General features: G+C 73.8%; 18 protein-coding genes and 1 pseudogene. 12 read left to right on the plus strand and 7 right to left on the minus strand.

The genetic code is table 11. The features are described from left to right. Positions 1–131: 131 nt before the first annotated feature. Positions 132–968: a TIGR02452 family protein gene (locus JAO84_RS33090; protein WP_370416146.1), complete on the plus strand. Its 837-nt coding sequence runs from the start codon at positions 132–134 to the stop codon at positions 966–968. A 70-nt stretch (positions 969–1,038) separates the two neighbouring features. On the opposite strand, the gene JAO84_RS33095 is transcribed toward JAO84_RS33090, so the two are convergent. Then, positions 1,039–1,455, minus strand: coding sequence for a type II toxin-antitoxin system PemK/MazF family toxin (locus JAO84_RS33095; protein WP_370416147.1), 417 nt, complete (start codon positions 1,453–1,455; stop codon positions 1,039–1,041). Between the two features lie 122 nt (positions 1,456–1,577). On the opposite strand from JAO84_RS33095, the gene JAO84_RS33100 reads away from it, so the two are divergent. Together JAO84_RS33100 and JAO84_RS33105 are read left to right on the plus strand one after the other, a co-directional pair. Next, entirely contained in the window at positions 1,578–1,748 is a 171-nt protein-coding gene (locus tag JAO84_RS33100) for a hypothetical protein (protein WP_370416148.1), read from the plus strand. A gap of 71 nt (positions 1,749–1,819) precedes the next feature. Beyond that, the gene (locus tag JAO84_RS33105; protein ID WP_370416149.1) at positions 1,820–2,203 is read left to right on the plus strand and encodes a hypothetical protein; all 384 of its coding nucleotides are present in this window, start codon (positions 1,820–1,822) and stop codon (positions 2,201–2,203) included. A 55-nt stretch (positions 2,204–2,258) separates the two neighbouring features. On the opposite strand, the gene JAO84_RS33110 is transcribed toward JAO84_RS33105, so the two are convergent. From JAO84_RS33110 to JAO84_RS33120, 3 genes are all read right to left on the minus strand, one after another. Further along, a complete protein-coding gene (locus JAO84_RS33110) occupies positions 2,259–3,686 on the minus strand; it encodes a flotillin family protein (protein ID WP_370416150.1) in 1,428 nt (475 codons plus the stop codon). An 83-nt stretch (positions 3,687–3,769) separates the two neighbouring features. Continuing rightward, positions 3,770–3,973 (minus strand): hypothetical protein, encoded by a 204-nt coding sequence (locus JAO84_RS33115; protein ID WP_370416933.1) that lies wholly within the window; start codon positions 3,971–3,973, stop codon positions 3,770–3,772. A 96-nt stretch (positions 3,974–4,069) separates the two neighbouring features. Further along, positions 4,070–5,308, minus strand: a complete 1,239-nt coding sequence (locus JAO84_RS33120) for an MFS transporter (RefSeq protein WP_370416151.1) — start codon at positions 5,306–5,308, stop codon at positions 4,070–4,072. 139 nt (positions 5,309–5,447) lie between these two features. Here JAO84_RS33120 and JAO84_RS33125 point away from each other — a divergent pair, with 139 nt between their 5' ends. From JAO84_RS33125 to JAO84_RS33135, 3 genes are all read left to right on the plus strand, one after another. Then, positions 5,448–6,518, plus strand: a complete 1,071-nt coding sequence (locus JAO84_RS33125) for a LacI family DNA-binding transcriptional regulator (protein ID WP_370416152.1) — start codon at positions 5,448–5,450, stop codon at positions 6,516–6,518. Positions 6,519–6,632: 114 nt separating this feature from the next. Further along, on the plus strand, positions 6,633–6,926 hold the full coding sequence (locus JAO84_RS33130) for a hypothetical protein (RefSeq protein WP_370416153.1): 294 nt from the start codon (positions 6,633–6,635) through the stop codon (positions 6,924–6,926). Between the two features lie 175 nt (positions 6,927–7,101). Next, positions 7,102–8,289: a thiolase family protein gene (locus tag JAO84_RS33135; protein ID WP_265867703.1), complete on the plus strand. Its 1,188-nt coding sequence runs from the start codon at positions 7,102–7,104 to the stop codon at positions 8,287–8,289. A gap of 94 nt (positions 8,290–8,383) precedes the next feature. Here JAO84_RS33135 and trxA read toward each other — a convergent pair whose 3' ends face one another. Beyond that, the gene (gene trxA, locus JAO84_RS33140) at positions 8,384–8,758 is read right to left on the minus strand and encodes a thioredoxin (RefSeq protein ID WP_265867704.1); all 375 of its coding nucleotides are present in this window, start codon (positions 8,756–8,758) and stop codon (positions 8,384–8,386) included. A 122-nt stretch (positions 8,759–8,880) separates the two neighbouring features. Here trxA and JAO84_RS33145 point away from each other — a divergent pair, with 122 nt between their 5' ends. The 4 genes from JAO84_RS33145 to JAO84_RS33160 all read left to right on the plus strand — a co-directional run bounded on the left by JAO84_RS33145 (position 8,881) and on the right by JAO84_RS33160 (position 15,732). After that, positions 8,881–10,353, plus strand: a complete 1,473-nt coding sequence (locus tag JAO84_RS33145; RefSeq protein ID WP_370416154.1) for an NAD(P)/FAD-dependent oxidoreductase — start codon at positions 8,881–8,883, stop codon at positions 10,351–10,353. Continuing rightward, on the plus strand, positions 10,350–11,318 hold the full coding sequence (locus JAO84_RS33150; protein WP_370416155.1) for a hypothetical protein: 969 nt from the start codon (positions 10,350–10,352) through the stop codon (positions 11,316–11,318). Before JAO84_RS33145 ends, JAO84_RS33150 begins: the two co-directional genes overlap by 4 nt. Positions 11,319–11,399: 81 nt before the next feature. Then, entirely contained in the window at positions 11,400–11,804 is a 405-nt protein-coding gene (locus JAO84_RS33155; protein WP_370416156.1) for a VOC family protein, read from the plus strand. Between the two features lie 178 nt (positions 11,805–11,982). Beyond that, positions 11,983–15,732, plus strand: coding sequence for a choice-of-anchor D domain-containing protein (locus JAO84_RS33160; RefSeq protein WP_370416157.1), 3,750 nt, complete (start codon positions 11,983–11,985; stop codon positions 15,730–15,732). A gap of 61 nt (positions 15,733–15,793) precedes the next feature. On the opposite strand, the gene JAO84_RS33165 is transcribed toward JAO84_RS33160, so the two are convergent. Next, entirely contained in the window at positions 15,794–16,444 is a 651-nt protein-coding gene (locus JAO84_RS33165) for a DUF305 domain-containing protein (RefSeq protein ID WP_370416934.1), read from the minus strand. Between the two features lie 101 nt (positions 16,445–16,545). After that, positions 16,546–17,004 carry a DUF6153 family protein gene (locus tag JAO84_RS33170; RefSeq protein ID WP_370416158.1) on the minus strand — a complete coding sequence of 153 codons (459 nt, stop codon included), beginning with the start codon at positions 17,002–17,004 and terminating at the stop codon, positions 16,546–16,548. Between the two features lie 1,141 nt (positions 17,005–18,145). On the opposite strand from JAO84_RS33170, the gene JAO84_RS33175 reads away from it, so the two are divergent. Both JAO84_RS33175 and JAO84_RS33180 read left to right on the plus strand, forming a co-directional pair. Beyond that, positions 18,146–19,657 (plus strand): hypothetical protein, encoded by a 1,512-nt coding sequence (locus JAO84_RS33175; protein ID WP_370416159.1) that lies wholly within the window; start codon positions 18,146–18,148, stop codon positions 19,655–19,657. 622 nt (positions 19,658–20,279) lie between these two features. Next, positions 20,280–21,293: pseudogene (locus JAO84_RS33180) on the plus strand (right-handed parallel beta-helix repeat-containing protein); the annotation flags it as partial. Between the last annotated feature and the right edge of the window lie 151 nt (positions 21,294–21,444).

Here is a 21,444-nt window from a genome sequence, read left to right on the forward strand (position 1 = left end):
CGCTGCTTCCACCTAAAGCCACCCGGCACGGGCGTGCAAGGGCGCCTCGCGCGCCCCGCGGGCACCCCGGGCGTACGCACGGCGCAAATTCCGTTGCCGCCCGTCACCGGCGTCGATCATGCTTCCGGGACATGAGCGCACGACTGCGGGCCCTCGCCCGAGACAACGAGCGGATCCTCGCCGAAGGCCGCTACACCGGGCCCGGCGGCCGGATCGTCCCCCTCGCCGAGCCGCTGGCCGCGGCCCTGGCCGGAACCCGTCTGTACGGCCCCGAGCCCGTCCCCGTCACCCCCGGCACCGACCGTACGCCCGCCCTCACCGTCACCGGCGAGAGCAGCCTCGCCGCCGCCCGCCGGATGGTCCGCGAGAACCCGGGCGCGCCGGTGGCCGTCCTCAACTTCGCCTCCGCCCGCAACCCCGGCGGCGGCTACCTCAACGGCGCCCAGGCCCAGGAAGAGGCCCTCTGCCGCTCCTCCGCCCTCTACGCCACGCTGCTGCGCGCCCCCGACTACTACGCCCACCACCGTGCGGAAAGGGACGCCTTCTACACCGACCGGGTCATCCACTCGCCGGCCGTCCCCGTCTTCCGCAACGACGGCGGCGCGCTCCTCGACGAGCCCTTCGCCGTCGGCTTCCTCACCTCACCCGCGCCCAACGCGGGAGTGATCCGCCGCCGCACCCCCGAGCTCGCCCACCGGGTCCCCGCCGCCCTCGCCTCCCGGGCCGAACGCGTCCTGGAGACCGCCGCCGCGCACGGCTACCGCAGGCTCGTCCTCGGCGCCTGGGGCTGCGGCGTCTTCCAGAACGACCCCGCCGAGGTCGCGGGCGCGTTCAAGGAGCTGCTCACCGGCGACGGGCGGTTCGCCCGCCACTTCGACGAGATCGTCTTCGGCATCCTCGACCGCACCCGCGACCGGGCCACCCTCGGCGCCTTCCGCCGGGTGCTCGGCCACCCGGGGGAAGGCTAGGACCGGGGGACGGCCAGGCCGTGTCTTTCGGATCAGGGCGTGTGTCGCCCCGGCACCCTCGGGGCCCGGCTCAGGACCAGCCGTAACGCTCCACGAGCCGGGCCACCACGCGGTCGAACCGCACCCGGTCGAGCGCGCAGGCCTCCCGCCGCATCCCCGACTGGCGCACCCGCAGCACCCGGTCCAGGTCCACCCAGGACTCCCGCCGCTCCGCGTCCCACGGCCCCGAACCGATCGCCACCCACTCGCGGTCGTGGTCGTGCCGCTTGCTCGACAGCTGTACGGCGAGCAGCGTGCCCTCCGGCTCCCGCGCCACCACGAGCACCGGCCGGTCCTTGCCCCGCCCGTCGTTCTCCTCGAAGGGCACCCAGGTCCACACGATCTCCCCGGGGTCGGGATCCCCGTCGGGGTCCGGCGCGTAGGAGGTGCGGACCGGGCCGATCGCCCGCGGATCGGCCTCGCTGGTGGAGTTCATCGGCATCGTCATCCGGGCACCGTAGCGGCTGCGCGCTTCGACACGCCCGGTCTGACGTTCAGGCTCCTGACATGCGGCTTTCGTACCGGCGTGCGAGCCTGGGAGGAAGTTCCCCGACCACGGGAGGCACGATCGTGGGCAAGAAACAGACCCGGGTCAACAAGGGCGCCCGAACGGGCGGCCACGAACACCGGACGACGACGGCCGAGACCAAGTCGAGCACGCAGTCGGCCATGCCCGAGGCACCCCGGCCGGCCATCGACGTCCCGTCGCACCGCAAGGAAAAGAAGTTCGGGCACAACTGACGGGCGGGTGACCGCCGTCGGGACGGTGCGTGGATGATGTACCTCCACTCACGCTCGTCCCTGGGGGGAACATGCGCCGCAGCGCCTTCGGAGCCGTCCTCGTCCTGACCGCCGTCACGCTCGGCGGACTCACCGCCTGCAGCTCGACGGACCCCGGCCCGGACGCGGGCCCCGGCGACGCGGCCGCACCCACCAAGTCCACCCCCACCGCACCGGTGCGGGTCGAGGACGGCTTCATGCCCGACCTGGTCGGCGGCTCCGTCATGAGCGCGTACGGGCAGCTGTCCGGATCGATGCGCTTCGAGGACGCTTCCGGCCAGGGCCGCACCGTCCCCACCGACAGCGGCGCCGCCGAGGAGTGGAAGGTCTGCACCCAGACCCCGGCGGCCGGCGCCGCGGTCACCGCCGGACAGGAGATGGTCATCGGCGCGGTGAAGAACTCCGAGGAGTGCTGAACCTAAGGGTGTGGGGGTCCGGCCGACCGGACCCCCACACCCTGCGTTTCCGCTGCTACGAGTCGTCGCCGACCGTGATCTCCTCCGTCCGCGGCGCGGGCAGCGCCTCCGCCGCCGGTGCGGCAGGCGCGGCCGGTGCGGACGGCGCCGGACCGTTCGGGCTCATGTTGGCGAGCAGCTGACGGGCCAGACCCAGACCCGTCCCGCCCATGGTGAGCGCCTTGGCGAACATCTCCGCCATCCCGTCCGCGCCGTTGAGCAGCACCATCTGGTCGACGTTGCCGAACGCCGAGGCACCCGCCTCCACGATCTCCGGCCACTTCTCGGCCAGTTGCTGGGCGACCACGGCCTCCTGGTTCTCCGCGAGCGCCGCCGCCCGCGCCTTGATCGCCTCGGCCTCGGCCAGACCCTTCGCCCGGGTCGCCTCGGCCACCGCGAGACCCTTGGCCTGGGCCGCGGCGGCCTCCGCCTCACCGGTCACCCGGGTGGCCGTCGCCGTCGCCGCGCTCGCCAGTTCGGTCTTGCGGGCCTCCGCCTCGGCGGCGAGGATCCGGGCGTCGCGCTCGGCCGCCGCCAGCGTGCGCTTCTCGTACGCGAGGGCGTCGGCCGGCTTGCGGACCTCCGCCTGGAGCTGCTGCTCCTTCCGGTTGGCCTCCAGTTCGGCGACCCGGGTCTCCTGGACCACGACCTCCTGGCGCGCGGCCGCGTCCGCCAGCGGACCGGCCTGGCGGGCCTTCGCGCCCGCCTGGTCCCGCTCGGCCTGGTAGCCGGCCTGCAGGATCTCACTGTCCCTGGTCGCCTCCGACATGCGCGCGGCGGCCTGCTGCTCCGCCTCCGTCGCCCGCCGGTTGGCCTCCGCCTGCGCGATGCGCGCATCGCGCTGCACGGCGGCCGCGTGCGGCGCCGCCAGGTTCTTGATGTAACCCGTCGGGTCCTCGATCTCGTGGATCTGCAGCGAGTCCACGATCAGACCCAGCTTCTCCATCTCCGTGCCACAGGCCGAACGCGCCTGCCCGGTCAGCTTCTCCCGGTCACGGATCATGTCCTCCACCGTCAACCCGCCGACGATGGCGCGGAGATGACCGGCGAAGACGATGTGCACCCGCTCCGACATCAGCTTCTGCTGGTCGAGGAAGCGGCGGGCGGCGTTGGCGATCGACACGAAGTCGTCGCCCACCTTGAAGATGACCACGCCGCGCACCTTCAGCGGAATGCCCTGGTGCGTGACGCACTCCACCGACAGCTGCGTCTCGTTGAGGTCGAGCGACAGCTTCCGCACCGCCTGCACGCCGGGCAGGACGAGCGTGCCCCGGCCGGTGACGATCCGGAAGCCCATGCCCTCGCCGAAGCCTTCGTTCTTGTGGTTCGAACCCGAGATGATGAGCGCCTCGTTCGGCTCGGCGACGCGCCACATCATTTTGAACAGAGCGATCAGAACGGCGAGGGCGCCGACGACGCCACCTGCCAGGATCCCGAGGCTCATTGGACAGGTCCCCCTTCACCGGAGCCGTGCGGTTCCGGTGAAGGGAGTGTGCGCCCGGTGCGCCCCGCCGCTCAATGGATCGGTCAACTGTCGTACGCGGCTGTGACATACACGGTGCGCGGAGGGAGATGTTCCATGACCATCACGACCGTGCCGGGCTCGATCCGCTCCTTCCCCGTGGCGGAGTAGGCGAGGAAGTGCTCGGCGCCGCCCCGGATGCGGACGATCACCTCACCGACGAGGCCGGGTCCGACCGTGCCGGTCACGCGGCCGAGCAGGCCCACCATCGAAGCGTCGTCGTCCATGACCGAACGGTACGTCAGCACCCCGCCCGGGCGGTACGGGACCCGGGCGGTACGGGACCCGGGCGGTACGGGAGCGGGTCAGCGCACCGAACGGATCGGGCGCACCGCGAGCGCGCCGAGCACCGAGAGCACGGCCGCCACCACGAACAGCGCCGTGTAGCCGCCGCCGCTGAGCGAGACGATCAGCGAGGCCACGAACGGGGCCACGATCTGCGGACCGGCGTTGGCGATGTTGAGCACACCCATGTCACGGGCCGCGTCCTCCGCCTTCGGCAGCACCATCGTCACCAGCGCCGTGTCCACCGCCATGTAGCAGCCGAAACCGAGGCCGTTGACGACGGAGAAGGCCAGCATCGCGGTCCAGCTCGACGAGACCGCCGGTATCAGCAGCGCCACGGCGGCGAGCGCGGCCGAGGCGCCGACGAACAGCTTGCGCCGGTCGTAACGGTCCGAGAGCCAGCCGCCGAGCACCGTCGAGACCACCATCGCCACCGAGTTGAGCGGCATCAGCACGGCCACCGCCTCCTCGGGCGTGAGACCGGCCGGCAGCACGGTGTGGTCCTTCAGGATGTACAGCTGGAATCCGGCCACCGCGAAGTAGCCGAGGATCAGCAGCGCCCGCCCGATGAACGCCCAGCGGAAGTCGTGGTTCTTCAATGCGCTGCCGAACGCGCCCAGTTGGGCCCGCACCGGCATCGGCGCCTTCGGCGGCATGCGCTCCTCGCGCGCGCAGACGGTGAAGAGCACGGCGGTGGCGGCGACGATCGCGCCGAAGACCAGATAGCCGGTGCGGTAGTGGTCCGAGAACGCGGCGCCGACCAGGGCGCCGATCGTGGAGCCGACCGGCAGCCCCAGGCCCACGGCGGCCGAGGCCTTGCCGCGCGCGGCGAGCGGCACCCGGTCGGGCACCACGGAGGTGAGGGCGGCCTGGTAGACGTTCATCACCGCCTGGCCGAGACACCAGGCGATCATCACCAGCAGGATCGTGTTCACGCTGCCGAGCAGCAGCATCACGGGCACGGCGAGCAGCCCGCCCGCGAGGATCCACGGATTGCGCCGCCCGGAGCGGTCGGAGAGCGCGCCGGCCACCGGGTTGAAGATCGTCGCGAAGATCGCCGAGACGCCGGAGACCAGACCGAAGTTGGCCACCTTGTTCGCCGGGTCGATCTGCTCGATCTGCAGCGCGAGGAGCAGCCCGGGGACGCCGATGTACAGCGCGTACATCGCGGTGTTCCCGGCGAGCAGCAGGGGCAGCAGGCCGCGGGTGGTGCGGGGTGGGGCGGATGCGGTGGATGTGGCTGGGGAGGAAAGGGCCACGGTGCCCTCCGGGAGTGATGGGGGTGGTGGTGACAGAAGTGATGACACGTGTCAGTGACTCGTGTAAACCTTGTGTAGCACTCGAATCCGGCCATCCGCCAGACCCTGCGCCGGATCGTTCTGGAAAGATGCCGGATCGATGAGCCAGTCACCCAAGCAGCAGTCCACCGGGCCGTCGTCCGCCGGGCGGCAGCCCGCCGGGCAGTCGCCCGCCGGACGCTCCGTCCCCACCAGCGCCGACGTGGCACGGCTCGCGGGAGTCTCCCGGGCCACCGTGAGCTATGTCCTGAACAACACCGCGGCCGTACGGATCAGCGAGCCCACCCGCCGCCGGGTCCGCGAGGCGGCCGAGGAACTCGGCTACGTCCCGCACGCCGCCGCCCGCAGCCTGCGCGCCGGCCACAGCCGGATGGTGCTCATGCCCACCGCGCACGTGCCGATCGGACCGCTCTACAGCCGCTTCTTCAACGAACTCCAGTGGGCCCTGCGGCGTCTGGACTACACCGTCGTGCAGTACGGCAGCGTCGGCCTCGACGGGGACGCGGCGGCCCGCGCCTGGGCCGAGCTGCGGCCGGTCGCGGTGGTCTCGCTCGGCCCCGTCGAAGTGACCCCGTCCGGCGTCGACCTGCTCAAGCGGGCAGGCGCCCGCGCCGTGATCACGGTCGGCCCGCAGCGGGTCGAGGGCACCCACTCCGTCGTCATGGACCTCACCCGGGTCGGCCGGGACGCCGGCGAGCATCTGGTCGCGCGCGGCTGCCGCGCCATCGGCGTGGTGATGCCCGAGGAACCGGGCCTGGAGATGTTCTCCGTACCGCGCCTGGAGGGCGTGCGGGCCGCCGCGGCCGAGGCCGGGGCCACCGTCGTACCCCTCCCGCTGGCGTACGAGGAGGAGCCGGCGGCGGCGCTCGCCGGACGGTGGCGCGAACTCGGCCTCGACGGCGTGTTCGCCTACAACGACGAGTACGCCATGCTCCTCATGCGCGCCCTGCAGGACGCCGGGATCGCGGTCCCGGACGACACCGCCGTCGTCGGCTCGGACGATCTGCTGCTCGGCCGGCTGCTCCGCCCCCGGCTCAGCACGGTGCACATCGACATGATCGGCGGCCGGGCGCTCGCCGAACTGGTGGACCGCGCGGTGCGCGAGCCGGGAACGCGGCCGGAGCGGCACGAGCTGCTCGACTCGCGGATGGTCGTGCGCGAGTCCAGCTGACGGTCCGCGCCGGGCGGCCCGCCTCGGCGGCCTGCTGGGCGGCTCCGGCCGGCGGTCCCGGCCGACGGTCCCGGTCGGGCGGCGGGGCGCGGGCGGGCGGCTTAGCGTCGGTCCATGAGCACACATCCGAAGCGCTTCGAGATCCTGCTGGTCCCGGCGCACGTGCAGAACCGGGGCACCGCGTCCGTGGAGGACAGCGCCGTCCGCTCGGCGGTGGTCGAGGCGACCGGCCGCACCGGCGAGACCGGATACCCGATCTACGAGGGCCACGGCCTGGTGGCCGACATCGACCCCGACACGCGGACGGTGGAGGCGCTGCTCGTGGACGGCCGCGAGCTGGACTACGGCCTGACGGCGCTGATCAGAGGACCGGAAACCGGCCGGCGCGCGCCCGGTGGCGGGAGCTGACGGGCTGCCGAGGGGCCGCCCGGGAGGCACCGGTGGGCGTTGACAGGAGGCGCGGGAGGGGCGGAGACTCGGGCGGGCGAGGGCGAAGAAGCCTTCACCAGGCGAACGGATGTCGTCATCGGTGTCCGTCCGCCCGTCCGGGCCGTACCGACACAGGGCATGTGGGAGAGAACCGATGAGCATCCGCGACGTCTACATCGTCGACGCCGTCCGCACTCCGATCGGCAAGTTCGGCGGTGCGCTCTCCTCCGTCCGCCCCGACGACCTCGCCGCCCACGTGGTGAAGTCCCTCGTCGCCCGCACCCCGGAGCTCGACCCGGCGCTGATCGACGACGTCTACTTCGGCGACGCCAACGGGGCCGGCGAGGACAACCGCGACGTGGCCCGGATGGCCGTACTCCTCGCCGGGCTGCCGACCTCTGTGCCCGGCGTCACCGTCAACCGGCTCTGCGGCTCCGGCCTGGAGGCCGTGATCCAGGCCGCCCGCGCCATCGCGCTCGGCGACGCCTCGGTGGCCCTCGCCGGCGGCGTCGAGTCGATGTCCCGCGCCCCCTGGGTGCTGCAGAAGCCCGAGCGGGCCTTCCCGGCCGGCCACCAGCAGCTCCACTCGACCACCCTCGGCTGGCGCATGACCAACCCGCGCATGCCCGCCGAGTGGACCGTCGCGCTCGGCGAGGGCGCCGAACTCGTCGCCGACAAGCACGCCATCAGCCGCGAGGCCCAGGACGCCTTCGCCCTCGCCAGCCACCAGAAGGCCGCCGAGGCCTGGGCCAAGGGTCTTTACGACGGCGAGGTCGTGCCGTACGAAGGCGTGGACCTCGTACGGGACGAGTGCATCCGCGACAACACCTCGCTGGAGGCCCTGGCGCGCCTGAAGCCCTCGTTCCGCCCCGACGGCGGCACGGTGACGCCCGGCAACGCCTCCCCGCTCAACGACGGCGCCGCCGCCCTGCTCCTCGTCGACGAGGCCGGCCTGCGCGAGACCGGCCGCGAGCCGCTGGCCCGGATCCGCGCCTCCGCCGCCACCGGCATCGAGCCGCAGCTCTTCGGGCTCGGCCCGGTGGAGGCCGTGCGCCGGGCCCTGGAGAAGTCCGGCCGCGGCTTCGGCGACCTGACCACCTTCGAGCTGAACGAGGCCTTCGCCGCCCAGTCCCTCGGCTGCCTCGCCGAGTGGCCGGAACTCGACCCCGCCGTGGTCAACCCGCGCGGCGGCGCCATCGCGATGGGCCACCCGCTCGGCGCCTCGGGCGCCCGCCTCGCCGGCGCCGTCGCCCACCAGCTCGCGGCGGCCGGCTCCGGCACGGGCCTCGCGGCGCTCTGCATCGGTGTGGGCCAGGGCCTGGCGCTGGTCCTGGAACGCTGACCGGACGTACGGCATCCGCACGGCGTACGCACCGGCTTACGAGAGGGGCGGCCCCGGTCCACCGGGCCGCCCTCTCGTAAGCCATGCGCTGTTCTTACTGCTGGCCGCCGGCCTGCGCCTCGGCGATGGACTTGCGCACCTCGTCCATGTCCAGCTTGCGGGCCTGGCCGATCACGTCCTCCAGGGCCGCCTCGGGCAGCGCGCCGGGCTGCGCGAACACCGCGACCTTGTCACGGACGATCATCAGCGTCGGGATCGAGCGGATCTCGAACGCCGCCGCCAGCTCCTGCTGCGCCTCGGTGTCCACCTTGGCGAAGACCAGGTCGTCGTGGCGCTCGGAGGCCGCCTCGAAGACCGGGCCGAACTGACGGCAGGGACCGCACCAGGAAGCCCAGAAGTCGATCAGAACGAATTCGTTGTCGCTCACGATCTCGTCGAAGTTGTCCTTGGTGAGCTCTACGGTGCTCATGCTGCCTGCCTTCCGTCTCCTGGCGGTTGCCTTACGGTCCCCTGGGGACTCGTCCCGCACAACGGCGTATCGAGCCGCGGTATTCCGCGCCGATCCGGGCCGCCGCCCGCAGACTGGTCTTCATGACACGAGCGGCGGAACACGAGCAGACGCACGAGCGCGAGTACGACGTGGTGGTCCTGGGCGCGGGACCCGTGGGCGAGAACGTGGTGGACCGGGTCCGGGCGGCCGGGCTCAGCGCGGCGGTGGTCGAGAGTGAACTGGTCGGCGGGGAGTGCTCGTACTGGGCCTGCATGCCCAGCAAGGCGCTGCTCCGCCCGGCCATCGTCCGCTCCGAGGCGCGCAGGGTGGCCGGACTGCGCGCCCACGCCTACGGCCCGCTGGACGCCCAGGAGGTGCTCGCGCACCGCGACGAGGTCGTCGGCAACTGGCAGGACGACGGCCAGGTGTCCTGGGTGCGCTCCACCGGCGCCGACCTCTACCGCGGCCAGGGCCGCCTGCACGGACCGCGCCGGGTGACGGTCGAGGGCGCCGAGGGCGACCGCCATGTGCTCACCGCCCGGCACGCCGTCGCCGTCTGCACCGGCAGCCGCGCCGTCCTGCCCCCGTTGCCGGGCCTCACCGGCGCCCGGCCGTGGACCAGCCGCGAGGCCACCAGCTCCGAACGGGTGCCCCGGCGCCTGGTCGTGGTCGGCGGGGGAGTGGTCGGCGCCGAGATGGCGACGGCCTGGCAGGCGCTCGGCGCGCACGTCACGATGCTGATCCGGGGTGACCGACTGCTGCCGCGCATGGAGCCGTTCGCGGGCGAGCACGTCGCCGCCGCGCTGACGGAGCGCGGCGCCGACATCCGTACCGGTGTGTCCGTCTCCGCCGTCGTACGGGACGGGAGCGCCGGCCCCGTCACCGTCGTCCTGGACGGCGGCGACCATGTCGAGGGCGACGAGGTGCTGTTCGCCACCGGCCGGCGCCCGCGCACCGAGGACATCGGCCTGGAGACGGTCGGCCTGGAGCCGGGCTCCTGGCTGGCGGTCGACGACAGTCTGCGGGTCGACGGGTTCGACTGGCTGTACGCGGTCGGTGACGTCAACCACCGGGCGCTCCTCACCCATCAGGGCAAGTACCAGGCGCGGATCGCGGGCGCCGCGATCGCCGCGCGGGCGACGGAGAAGGCGGACGACGCCGTCGCGTGGGGGCCGCACCGGGCGACCGCCGACCATGCCGCCGTCCCCCAGGTCGTGTTCACCGACCCCGAGGCGGCCGCCGTCGGCCTGAGCCTCGCCGAGGCCGAGGCCGCCGGGCACCGCGTGCGTGCCGTCGACCTCGACCTGCGCGGGGTCGCCGGGGCCGGGCTCTACGCGCAGGGCTACCGCGGCCACGCCCGGATGGTCGTCGACCTCGACCGCGAGGTCGTCCTCGGCGCGACCTTCGTCGGCCCCGGCATCGGTGAACTCCTCCACTCCGCCACCGTCGCCGTCACCGGCGAGGTCCCGATCGCCCGCCTCTGGCACGCGGTCCCGGCCTACCCGACGATCAGCGAGGCCTGGCTCCGCCTCCTGGAGGCGTACCGGGACGGGGACGGGGCGGACGGCTCATGACCCCCGGGGCCGCCGGGGAGCGCGCCAACGAGTACGACGCCACCTGCGCCCACTGCGGCGCCCCGGTCCCGGCGGGCACCGGCCTGCTCCGCCACGCCGCGAAGGGCTGGGAGGTCTACCACCCGGAACACGCCCCGGCCCCCGGCCCACCCCCACCGACGGACCACCCCGGCTGGCACCATCGCCCGCTGCTCTCCCTGGACATCACCACCACGGGCCACCGCTTCGCCGTCGACCGCATCACGGGGGCGGCGCTGCGGGCGAGCGAGGGCTGGGAGCGGGAGTGGGCGGTGGACGCGAGCGGGGTGACCGGCTCCGTGCCTGACGCCGAGCCGGCGGACCACGCCCCGGAGCGAGAGCCTGGCTCCGGTACGACCGGCCAGGGCCTCGATGCGGAGCACGAGCCTGGCGGCCCTGCGCACCCCCGCCCCGGTGCGGCCCCCGCCGGCCGCCCCCTGCCACCGGTTCTGCCCCCGGCCCGCGCCCTCGACGAGGTCGCGGTCCTGGTCGCCGACCACCTGGCGGCCGGCGAGCTCCTCGTCGTCTGGTTCGCCCCCTACGTCCTGACGACCCTGCACGCCGAACTGCTCCGCCACGGCCTCGCCCCGCTCACCGCCCGCGTCCCGGCCGGGGTCGCGCCGGTCTGCGACCCCCTCGTCCTCGACCGCCACACCGACCGCTACCGCCCCGGCCCCCGCTCCCTCCACGCCGTCGCGGCCTGGTACGGCATCCCGCACCCCCACCCCGGCGACCCCGCCTCCGACGCCACCGCTGCCCTCGCCCTGGCCCAGGCGATCCCCGCCTCGTACCCTCCCCTCGCCCGGCTCTCCCGCCCCGCCCTCCACACCGAACAGATCCTCTGGTACGCAGAACAGACGGCACGTCACCCCGACGCGCCCGCCTGGCCGTTCGAGGAACTCTCGCCCCAGGCATGGGAGCCACCACCGGACCCGGAGGAGGCTTGAGGACACGTCAGAAGTGCAACGGTGAGCCGGAGCCGGAGGCTCCTTGGCACGAGATCGTGCCCGGATCGTAGAGTCGGGCGCGTGATCGAGCCCACCGCCCATGTCCGCGTCGCCCGCCCCTCGCGGGATCTCGTCGCCGCCGAGCGCTTCTACGTCGACGGCCTCGGCCTCGCCGTGCAGTGGCGCAAGACCGACCCCGCCCCCGGCGAGCACGAGCTGCTCATGGTCGGCCCGGCGGGCGGCGGCTGGCACTTCGAGCTCACCCGCGACCCGTACGCGGAGCGGCCCGTCGAACCCGCCCCGACCGTCGACGACCTGTTCGTGGTGTACCTCGGCGAGCCCGTCGAGGAGGCGATGGTCGAGCGGCTCGTCGCGGCCGGCGGCACCCGGGTCGCGGCCCACAACCCCTACTGGGACGAGTACGGCGTCACCGTCGCTGACCCCGACGGCTACCGGCTCGTCCTCTGCTCCCGCACCTGGGGCTGAGGCCGCAGAGCGAGGGCATCCCGCCGCCCAGAGGGCGGCGTTCGCGCCACCCTAGGGAGTGAAGCGGGCCATGTCGGGGTCGTGACCCCTGCCGTGCGGCCCGGGCGCGCCGCACCATGGCCCTCGGCGGGACGGCTTCCGGTCTCCGCCCCCACGCGCGGATCCGAGGGCGGAGAAGATGACCGGCAGCCGCAGGGCGCTCGCCAGAGTGCTGACGTTGTGTCTGTTCCTGGGCGGGGGCGGGATGTTGCCCACGGCGACCGCCGCCACGCCCTCACCCGTCGCCCCCGCCCCGGTCCAGGCCACTCCGCGCCTCGCCGCCGACCAGACGACCATCTCGCACGACACCTTCCGCACCGGCTGGGACCGGGACGAACCCGGCCTCGCGCCCGACCAGGTGTCCAGCTCCGACTTCGGGCAGCAGTTCTCGACCACCGTCGACGGACAGGTCTACGCCCAGCCGATCGTCGTCGGCTCGACCCTCGTCGTCGCCACCGAGAACAACAAGGTGTACGGACTCGACGCGGCCTCCGGGAAGGTCAACTGGACCAGGAGCACGGGCGCCGCCTGGCCTGCCGCCGCCATCAGCTGCGGCGACCTGACCCCCAACATCGGCGTCACCTCGACCCCCGTCTACGACCCGGCGAGCGGCGCGCTCTACCTCACCTCCAAGGTGAACGACGGCGCCGACGACCAGCACCCGAGCTGGTACGTGCACGCGCTCGACCCCGCCACCGGCGCCGAGCGCTCCGGCTGGCCCGTCAAGGTCGCCGGGGCGCCCGTCAACGACCCCGGGCGCGCCTTCAACCCGTACACCGCGATGCAGCGCCCCGGCCTGCTGCTCATGGGCGGCTCCGTGTACGCCGCCTTCGCCTCCCACTGCGACCACGGCCCCTACGTCGGCTACGTCCTCGGCGTGAACACCGCCACCCGCCGCACCACCCTCTGGGCCACCGAGGACTCCTCCGCCAACGGCATGGCCGGCATCTGGATGAGCGGCGGCGGCCTCGTCTCCGACGGCCCCGGGCGGATCCTGTTCTCCACCGGCAACGGCGTGACCCCGGCCCCCGGCCCCGGCACCTCGCCGCCCGGCCAGCTCTCCGAGTCCGTGGTCCGGCTCGGCGTCAACAGCGACGGCACCATGTCCGCCCAGGACTTCTTCAGCCCCGCCAACGCCAATCAACTCGACCTCAACGACACCGACTTCGGCTCCGGCGGCCCCGTCGCCCTCCCCGGCGCCCCCTTCGGGACCAGCGCCCACCCGAACCTGCTCGTCCAGATCGGCAAGGACGGACGGTTCTTCCTCCTCGACCGTGACGACCTCGGCGGGCGCGCCCAGGGCCCGGGCGGCACGGACAAGGTGCTCGGCGCCTTCGGACCGTACGAGGGGGTCTGGGGGCACCCCGCCGCGTACGGCGGGCAGGGCGGCTACGTCTACACCATCGGCTCGCGCGGCCCGCTGCGCGCCTTCGCGTACGGGCTGACCGGCGACGGCCGGCCCGCGTTCAGCAACACCGGCCGCAGCCCGGAGACCTTCGGCTACACCTCCGGCTCGCCCGTCGTCACCTCCACCGGCACCAACCCCGGCTCCGCCCTGGTCTGGGCGGTCGCCGCGGACGGCGCCAACGGCGCGAACGCCCAGCTCCGCGCGTACGACGCCGTGCCCGTCAACGGCACCCTCAAGCTGCGCTGGTCCGCACCCATCGGCACCGCCGCCAAGTTCTCGGTCCCCGCCACCGACGGCGGCCGGGTCTACGTCGGCACCCGCGACGGCCACGTCCTCGCCTTCGGCCGCCCCGCCAACACCGCGCTCACCAGCAGCCCCGTCGACTTCGGGCAGGTCGCCGTCGGCTCCACGGGCAGCGCGACCGCCACCGTCACCGCCACCCGCGATGTCACCGTCAACGCCGTGACCACGCCCGCCGGCAGCGCCTTCACCACCCGGCCGGCCGGACTTCCGCGCACCCTGCGCACCGGCGAGACCTACTCCGTGCCCGTCTCCTTCGCCCCGACCGCGCCCGGCGCCGACAGCTCCGTCCTGACCTTCGCCACCGACCTCGGCGACAGCGCGGTCGGACTCACCGGTTACGGCACCAAGCCCGGCCTTCTCGCCTCGCCCGCCGCCCTCGACTTCGGCACCGTCGCCACCGGCACCACCAAGTCCCTCGGCGTCACCTTCACCAACACCGGCACCCAGGCCGAGACCGTCACCGCGACCGCCGCGCCCGGCGCCCCCTTCACCGCCACCGGACTGCCCGCGAACGGCACCGTCGTCCCGCCCCAGCAGTCCGTCTCCGTCCAGATCGGCTACGCCCCCACGGCCGCCGGCGACCACACCGCGAACCTCTCCGTGACCGGGACCGACGGCACCGCCACCGTCGCCCTCAAGGGCACCGCCGTCACCGGACGGGCCCGGCTCACCATCACCCCGACCTCCACCGACTTCGGCAGCGTGAAGGTCGGCCAGTCCGTCACCAGGACCTTCGACATCAGCAACACCGGCAACATCCCGCTCACCATCACCAAGGCCAAGGCGCCCGCCGCGCCCTTCCACGTCACCGACCCGGTCAGCGAGGGCCAGGTCCTCGGCCCCGAGGACGTCATCCACCAGTCCGTGACCTTCTCGCCCACCTCCCTCGGCACCGTGAGCGCCGCCTACCTGCTCACCGCCGACGACGGACAGGGCGCCCTGTCCGAGACCCTGACCGGCACCGGCGCCGCCGGCACCGGAGTCACCGTCCCCGGCCCCGACGCCGGCGGCTGGAAGCTCAACGGCGCCGCCCAGGTCTCCGGCGGCGACCTCCAGCTCACCCAGGCCACCGCCGCACAGCGCGGCACCGCCGTCTGGCCCGTGCCGGTGCTCACCGACGGCCTCAAGGCCACCTTCACCACCGTCATCGGCGGCGGCACCGGCGCCGACGGACTGTCCTTCGCCCTCCTCGACCCGGCCAGGACCACCCCCACCGCGCTCGGCACCGGAGGCGGCGGCCTCGGCTACAGCGGACTGCCCGGCACCGCCGTCACCTTCGACACGTACGACAACGGCACGGCCGACCCCTCCGCCAACTTCCTCGGCATCGCCACCGGCGGCACCGCCGACGCCCTCACCTACGCCGCCACGACCACCAGCGTCCCCAACCTGCGCTCCGGCAGCCACGCCGTGACCGTCGTCGTCACCGGCCGCACCCTCACGGTCTCCGTCGACGGCACCCAGCGGCTCAGCACCTCCGTCGCCTCGCTCCCGCCGGCCGCCCTGCTCGCCTTCACCGGGGCCACCGGTGGACTCACCGACATCCACGCCGTCCGCAAGGCCACCGTCACCGCCACCGCCTACGCGGTCCCGCCGCCCGGCCCCAACGGCTGGACCTACAACGGCAGCGCCACCCTCTCCGGCACCACCCTCCAGCTCACCCCCGCCCAGACCACCCAGCGCGGCTCCGCCCTCCAGGCCACCGCCGTCCCCACCGCCCGCCTCAAGGCCCGCTTCACCGCGACCATCGGCGGCGGCACCGGCGCCGACGGACTCGCCCTGCTGCTCCTCGACGCCACCCGGGCCACCCCGAAGTCGCTCGGCACCGGAGGCGGCGGCCTCGGCTTCAGCGGGCTCCCCGGTGTCGCCGTCACCCTCGACACGTACGACAACGGCACGGCCGACCCCTCGGCGAACTTCGTCGCGGTGGCCACCGGCGGCACCGCCGACACCCTCCGCTACGCGGCCACCGCCACCAACGTGCCCAACCTGCGCTCTGGCAGCCACACCGTCGACGCCGTCGTGACCAGCACCGGACGCCTCCAGATCAGCGTCGACGGCAGCCGCGTCATCGACGTCGCCGTGACCCTCCCGAAGAACGTCCTGGTCGGCTTCTCCGGCGCGACCGGCGGCCGCACCGACCGGCACGCCGTCAGCGGCGTGCGGATCGGATACTGACCGCCGGTCGGAACGCACCGGCCGGAGCGCACCTGCCGCAGCGCACCGGCCGGGTGCGGGCTCAGAGCCGGGCGAGGATCTGCTTCAGCTGGGCGATCTCGGCGGCCTGGGTCCGCACCACGTCGTCGGCGACCTTCCTGGCCGCCGGGTCGGCGCCGCCCTGCTGCTCGCTCTTCGCCATGTCCACCGCGCCCTCGTGGTGCGCGATCATCAGCTCGGCGAACCTGCGGTCGAAGTCCCCGCCCTTCGCGGCGGCCAGTTCCTTCATCTCCGCGTCGGACATCATCCCGGCCATGGAGTGGCCGCCGTGGCCGCCGCCGCCCTCCATCGCCTCGGGCCTGCCCCAGGCCTTCAGCCAGGACCTCATCTTCCGGATCTCGGGGTCCTGGGCCTTCTCGATCGCCCCGACGATCTTCTTGATCTCCGCGTCCTCGGCCCGCCCGTCGGCGAGCTTCGCCATCTCCAGAGCCTGCTCGTGGTGCGGGATCATCATCTGCGCGAACATCACGTCCGCGTCGTTGAAGGACCCGGTGGAGGAGCCGGCGCCGGCGGATGCGGAGGCCGAGGCGGAGGTCTTCCCGCCGTGGTCCATCCCGCTCATCGAGTCCTTGCCCTCCCCCGACCCGCCGCAGGCGGCGAGCAGCAGCCCGGCCGCGGCGACCGCGCCGGTCACGGCGAGCCGGCGGGCGGTGGTGTTCCTGACGTTGTTCATGGCACGCATGGGTGTCACACCTCGTGTGGTGTCGTTCCAGTGATCGGTCGTCATACGCGTCTGCGGGCAGGCATCGATGAGCGCCCGCGGGGCGGTACGACCTAGATCCGCAGGATCGACAGCGTGGCGAGGTCCGGCGGCCGGGGCGGCGGCGCGTGCGGGCGCAGGGCCGCGAGGAGCCGGGCGGGCGAAGGGACGGCGCGGTCCCGGCGGGCGCGCCGCAGGGCGGCGCGGAGGAGCGCGGCGAGCAGCCAGGCCCCGAGGACCGCCACGCACAGCGTGGTCATGTCCATCCCGCCGCCGGAGTCGTGCGAGGACGAGGCTAAGGACGAGGGAGCGGAGGCGGGGGTGTCGGCCTCGTGGTGGGCCTGGTTGACCTCGTGGGCGACCGCGGCGCCGTGGTGGGCCGCCGCCTCGCCCGTACCGCCGCCGGAGGAGCCCTCCGGGTGGCCGACCGAGTGCATCACGAACACACCGAGGGCGAGCACGACGACGAGCAGCAGATGCGCCAGGGCACCGCCGGCGCGTGTCCGGCCGCTGCGCTCTCGTCCCGGGTGCACGGCTGCTCCTCCTTCCGCCCTCGATCCGTCTTCCGTCCGTCCCGACCGACCGTACCTGATACCCCGTACGGGTACCCGTCCGGGGCGTCCGGCCCGTCCCCGGCGTCACCCGCGTGGCGTACACCGGCCACCCCGGTGACACCGGCCCGTCCCCGCCCCGACCCTGATCACGAAAGGCCCCAGCGCCGGAGGCCCGACACGCCGGGAGGCACCCGCATGTCGATCGTCGTCACCTTCGCCGGACGGACCCCGCTCCCCACCGCGGGCTCCTGGTATCAGATCTGGTCCTATCGGGTGCAGCCCGCCACTCCGGCCGACCTGCACCCCGGGCAACGGGTCGCTCTCGCCCTGCCGGCCGACGTCGACCTGCGCGACCCCGCGCTGTTCCCCGGGGTGCCCGCCCTCGACGGCGCCTTCGTCGAGGCCGACCCCGGCTCGGGCCGGCAGTACGCGGGCCGGACCGTGACCGGCACCGGCCCCGTGACGATCTCCTTCGTCGCGCCGCCCACCGAGTCCGAGCGCGATCTGCTCCTGGTGGTCCGCGACCCCGGCCGCCCGTGGACCGTGACCTCCTTCGCCACCACGCCCGGCGGCCCCAGCGGTCCGTCCCGGGTGCTGACCGCGCCGGTGCCGGGGCCGGTGCGGGCCGGGCGGCCGGTCACCGAGTTCGCCGGCACCCTGCCGTACGCGAGCGAGCTGTTCGGCGTCTACCAGCCGCTGCCCGGCTGGCTGGGCTACGGCAGCGCGGGCCGGATCACCGCGCCGCACGGCCCGCGTCCGGCCGCCGCGGTCTTCACCGGGCCGGCGGCGCGCGGCCTGGAGCACCCGGAGCTTGCCGCGCTCGCGGGCCTCGCGGGGGAGCAGCCGCCCACCGAGGGCATCCTGTCGCCGGTCGGCCTGGTCAATCTGTTCCGGCAGTACTTCTACGAGTTCGACACCTTCCTCGGCGCGCCCGCCGGGCACCTGTGGCTCAGCCCCAGCGGCATGGTCGAGCTCGTCGAGACCAGCACCCGCCGCACCCTGGTCGAGCGCACCGCGAGCCAGTCGGAGGAGACCGTCCGCAAGTCGGAGGAGACCCTGACCGACCAGAACGACGTGGCCGACGCCGTCAAGGAGTCCAACGCCAACGCTGCGCCGCAAGATGCGCAAGGTCGGCGTGCAGGTCCAGCACATCGGCACCCGGATGAGCTGGCAGGTCTTCGTGAACGCGCCGGGCCGGGTGCTCGGCCTCGGCGAGCTCGTCGACATCGTGCCGGCGCCCGATCTCACCGTGCTGCGCAAGCCGGAGCCGCCCGAGCCGCTCGCCCCGATCCTGTCCACCTTCACCGGCACCTTCCCGATCGCCGAGCACCCGGACAGCACCAACGCCCCGCACAACGACGCCGACTGGCGCCGCCAGGACGGCTTCGACCGGATGTGGCGCGGCGAGGAGGACGAGTACATCGTCGCGGACTTCGACTACGGCGCGATCCCGCCCGCCCCCGGCTACACCCTCAGCACCAACCCGGACTTCGTGCAGCTGGTCTCCGCGAAGAACGGGCACGGCACCGACGCCAAGTTCCTCGTGAAGTACGTCATCCAGCGCCCCGACACCGGCCGCTTCCAGGTCCGCGCCGACAACGTGCACTTCGGCGGCACTCCGGTCATCACCTTCACCCTCCAGCTGCGCTGGGAGCCGCCCGCCGTCAACCCGGCCGAGGTCGCCTTCCGGGCCGCGCTCGCCCAGTACGAGAAGGAGGTCGCCGCCCTCCAGCGCAAGGCGTACGCGGCGGCCGTGCGCGAGCGGACCACCCTGCTCAGCAAGGTCGAGCCGCGTCCCGCCGAGGACCTGCGCAAGGAGGAGCGGCACTCCGTCTTCGCCCATCTCGTCGACCAGCTCAGCCTGTTCGAGCCCGCCGACACGCACCTGGAGGCCGAGCTGATCCGGCAGATCTTCGACGTCGACCAGATGCTCTACTTCGTCTCGCCCGACTTCTGGCGCCCCGACGACGTCTCCGCCCCGGCGACGGCCGGCTCGCTGGGCCGCTACCCGGTGCCGCCCGCCCGCTGGGAGGGCGACGCCGACGACCCGCTGGCCGGCGAGACCGTGCTCACCGCGTACTCCCGCACCAGTTCCCACAACGCGCCCGACGCCCACGCCCACACGCCCGCGAAGGAGTGGCGCGTCGACTATCTGATCACCCCCGACTCCCGGCCCGCGCCCATGGGCAGCTCGCTCGGCTGGCTCGTCCAGGCCGACGGCGACGAGCGGCGCAACGAATTCCTCAACTCGGCCTGGGTGAAGGCCGTTCTGCCGATCCGGCCGGGCCACGAGCGCGAGGCCCTGGGCTGGCTCACGAAGGCCGGCGTGGAAGGCGAGGCCGCGCTCGACAAGCCGTACGCCTGGCAGGAGGGCGACCCCGACGCGTACCGCGACCAGACCATCGGCCGGGTCCTCGAACTCCTCGCCGCCGAACTGGAGGCGGCGAACACCAGCGTCCGCAACACCCTCGCCGCCGAGCAGGTCTTCGAGACCGGCTTCGATCCGCTCGCCGGCGGCTTCCGGCCCGCCGAGCCGTACCGGATCTTCGACCAGTGGGTGGAGGTCCTGCCCACCGACCAGGTCGTGGCCGTCGAGGTCGTGTACGACCCCAAGACCGGCCAGCAGCTCTGAGGCGTCCCTCATGACCACGCGCTATGTGCACGCGAGCCGGGGTGTGCGGTCCGGCCGGTACGACGACGAGCGCAAGCCGGCCCGGACGGTCGGCGACGCGCTGCGGGCCGCCGCGCCCGGCGACACCGTCGTCATCCTCGACAACGCGGTCTACCGCGAGCCCGAACTCGTCCTCGACCGGCCCGTCACGCTCATCAGCGAACGGCTCCGCGGCCACCCGGCCGACGACCCCGCCGCCCCCGGATTCGACCCCCGCGCCCTGCCCGCCCTCGACGGCGGCGGACGGCACCGGGTCCTGCGCATCGGCCCCGGCGACCCGGGCGGGCGGCGCGGCTTCGGTCCGGTCGCCGTCAAGGGCCTGCGGATCACCGGCGGGCACGCCACGCACACCCCGCGCGATCCGGCGCTCGGCGCGGGCGGCGGCATCGCCGTCGTCGACGCCGACGACGTGCTCGTCGAGCGCTGCGCGATCACCCGCAACCGCACCGAGACCGCGCCCTTCCCGGCCTGGCCGGAGGCCGACCGGACCGCGCTGCGCGACGCCGTCGTCAGCCTCCTCGGCGACGTCCTGCCGGTGGCCGGCGTGGCCGCCGCCAACCGTCTGATCGACACCGTCAACACCATGCTGTCCTGGGTACGGGGTGCCGCCCCGCTGCCCCGGATCGACCGGGCCGCGCTGCTCACGCGGGCGGCGCGGACCTTCGACACCCTCGTGCCGCCCGGCGTCCGCGCCGTGTGGCTGGCCGGTCAGTCCTTCGGCGGCGGCGTCGCCACCGTCTGGGCGAGCCCCACCCTGCGGCACTGCCTGATCCGCGGCAACACCGCCGAGGGGCGCGGCGGCGGGCTCGCCGTCGTCGGCTACGGCTGGCCGGTCCTGGAGGGCTGCTGGATCGACCGCAACGCCTCCGGGCGGCGCGGCAGGCTCGACGGCGGCGGCATCGGCTGCGAGATCTCGCTGCCCGGCCGGCTCGGCCGCGACCTCAGCGAGCTGGATCTGATCAAGTTCCTCGCTGACCGTGCGCTCGCCGCCCGCACCGCCGTCCTGCACCCCGGCACGATCGTCACCCTCACCCCGACCGAGCTCTACCACTTCCTGCGCTGGCTCCTGAACCCCTTCGAGCCCAACCCGGTGCTCGCCAAGACCCCGCGGATCCTCGCCGAGCTGACCACCGGCCGGATCGAGGAGGCCGTCAAGCTCGCCTTCTACGCCATCGCCGCGTCGGCGCTGCGCCTGGACCGCTGGTCGGCCTGGCACGAGGAGGAGATCCTGGACGCCCGGCGGCGGTCGGTCACGCTCACCGACTGCCGGATCACGGGCAACACCGCGGCGGACGACGGCGGCGGGCTCTACGCCTCCGTGCTGTCCCGGGTCCGGCTCACCGGCACCGAGGTCAGCGGCAACCGGACCGGCAGCATGGGCGGCGGCATCCGGCTCACCATGGGCTCCGCCGGAGCCTTGGAACGGTGCGTGATCAAGAACAACGTCTCCCGGGGCCTGGAGGCCGCCCCGCCGCCCGGACAGCCGCGCCGGGCGCACCCGGGCGGCGGCGGGATCTCCGCCCGCAACGCCGACCTCACCCTCACCGGCACCCGGATCAGCGGCAACACCACCGCCGACCGCCCCGGCGGCGGGATCGTGCACTACGCCGACACCGAGGGGAACATGGGCGGGGTGCCGGACATGTGGACGGCGATCCTCCGGGAGGTCTTCGGCGTCACCAAGGTCACCGTGCGCACGGACGCGGCCAGCGAGATCACCGGCAACCGCGCCGGTTACGACGAGCACG

The organism is Streptomyces fradiae, assembly GCF_041270065.1.
Classification (GTDB): Bacteria; Actinomycetota; Actinomycetes; order Streptomycetales; family Streptomycetaceae; genus Streptomyces.

Bases quoted from the DNA above. Each gene is read 5' to 3' on its own strand.
- JAO84_RS33090 (WP_370416146.1), top strand. From the start codon at position 132: ATGAGCGCACGACTGCGGGCCCTCGCCCGAGACAACGAGCGGATCCTC.
- JAO84_RS33095 (WP_370416147.1), bottom strand. From the start codon at position 1,455: ATGACGATGCCGATGAACTCCACCAGCGAGGCCGATCCGCGGGCGATC.
- JAO84_RS33105 (WP_370416149.1), top strand. From the start codon at position 1,820: ATGCGCCGCAGCGCCTTCGGAGCCGTCCTCGTCCTGACCGCCGTCACG.
- JAO84_RS33110 (WP_370416150.1), bottom strand. From the start codon at position 3,686: ATGAGCCTCGGGATCCTGGCAGGTGGCGTCGTCGGCGCCCTCGCCGTT.
- JAO84_RS33115 (WP_370416933.1), bottom strand. From the start codon at position 3,973: ATGGTGGGCCTGCTCGGCCGCGTGACCGGCACGGTCGGACCCGGCCTC.
- JAO84_RS33125 (WP_370416152.1), top strand. From the start codon at position 5,448: ATGAGCCAGTCACCCAAGCAGCAGTCCACCGGGCCGTCGTCCGCCGGG.
- JAO84_RS33130 (WP_370416153.1), top strand. From the start codon at position 6,633: ATGAGCACACATCCGAAGCGCTTCGAGATCCTGCTGGTCCCGGCGCAC.
- JAO84_RS33135 (WP_265867703.1), top strand. From the start codon at position 7,102: ATGAGCATCCGCGACGTCTACATCGTCGACGCCGTCCGCACTCCGATC.
- trxA (WP_265867704.1), bottom strand. From the start codon at position 8,758: ATGAGCACCGTAGAGCTCACCAAGGACAACTTCGACGAGATCGTGAGC.
- JAO84_RS33145 (WP_370416154.1), top strand. From the start codon at position 8,881: ATGACACGAGCGGCGGAACACGAGCAGACGCACGAGCGCGAGTACGAC.
- JAO84_RS33150 (WP_370416155.1), top strand. From the start codon at position 10,350: ATGACCCCCGGGGCCGCCGGGGAGCGCGCCAACGAGTACGACGCCACC.
- JAO84_RS33160 (WP_370416157.1), top strand. From the start codon at position 11,983: ATGACCGGCAGCCGCAGGGCGCTCGCCAGAGTGCTGACGTTGTGTCTG.
- JAO84_RS33165 (WP_370416934.1), bottom strand. From the start codon at position 16,444: ATGAACAACGTCAGGAACACCACCGCCCGCCGGCTCGCCGTGACCGGC.
- JAO84_RS33175 (WP_370416159.1), top strand. From the start codon at position 18,146: ATGCGCAAGGTCGGCGTGCAGGTCCAGCACATCGGCACCCGGATGAGC.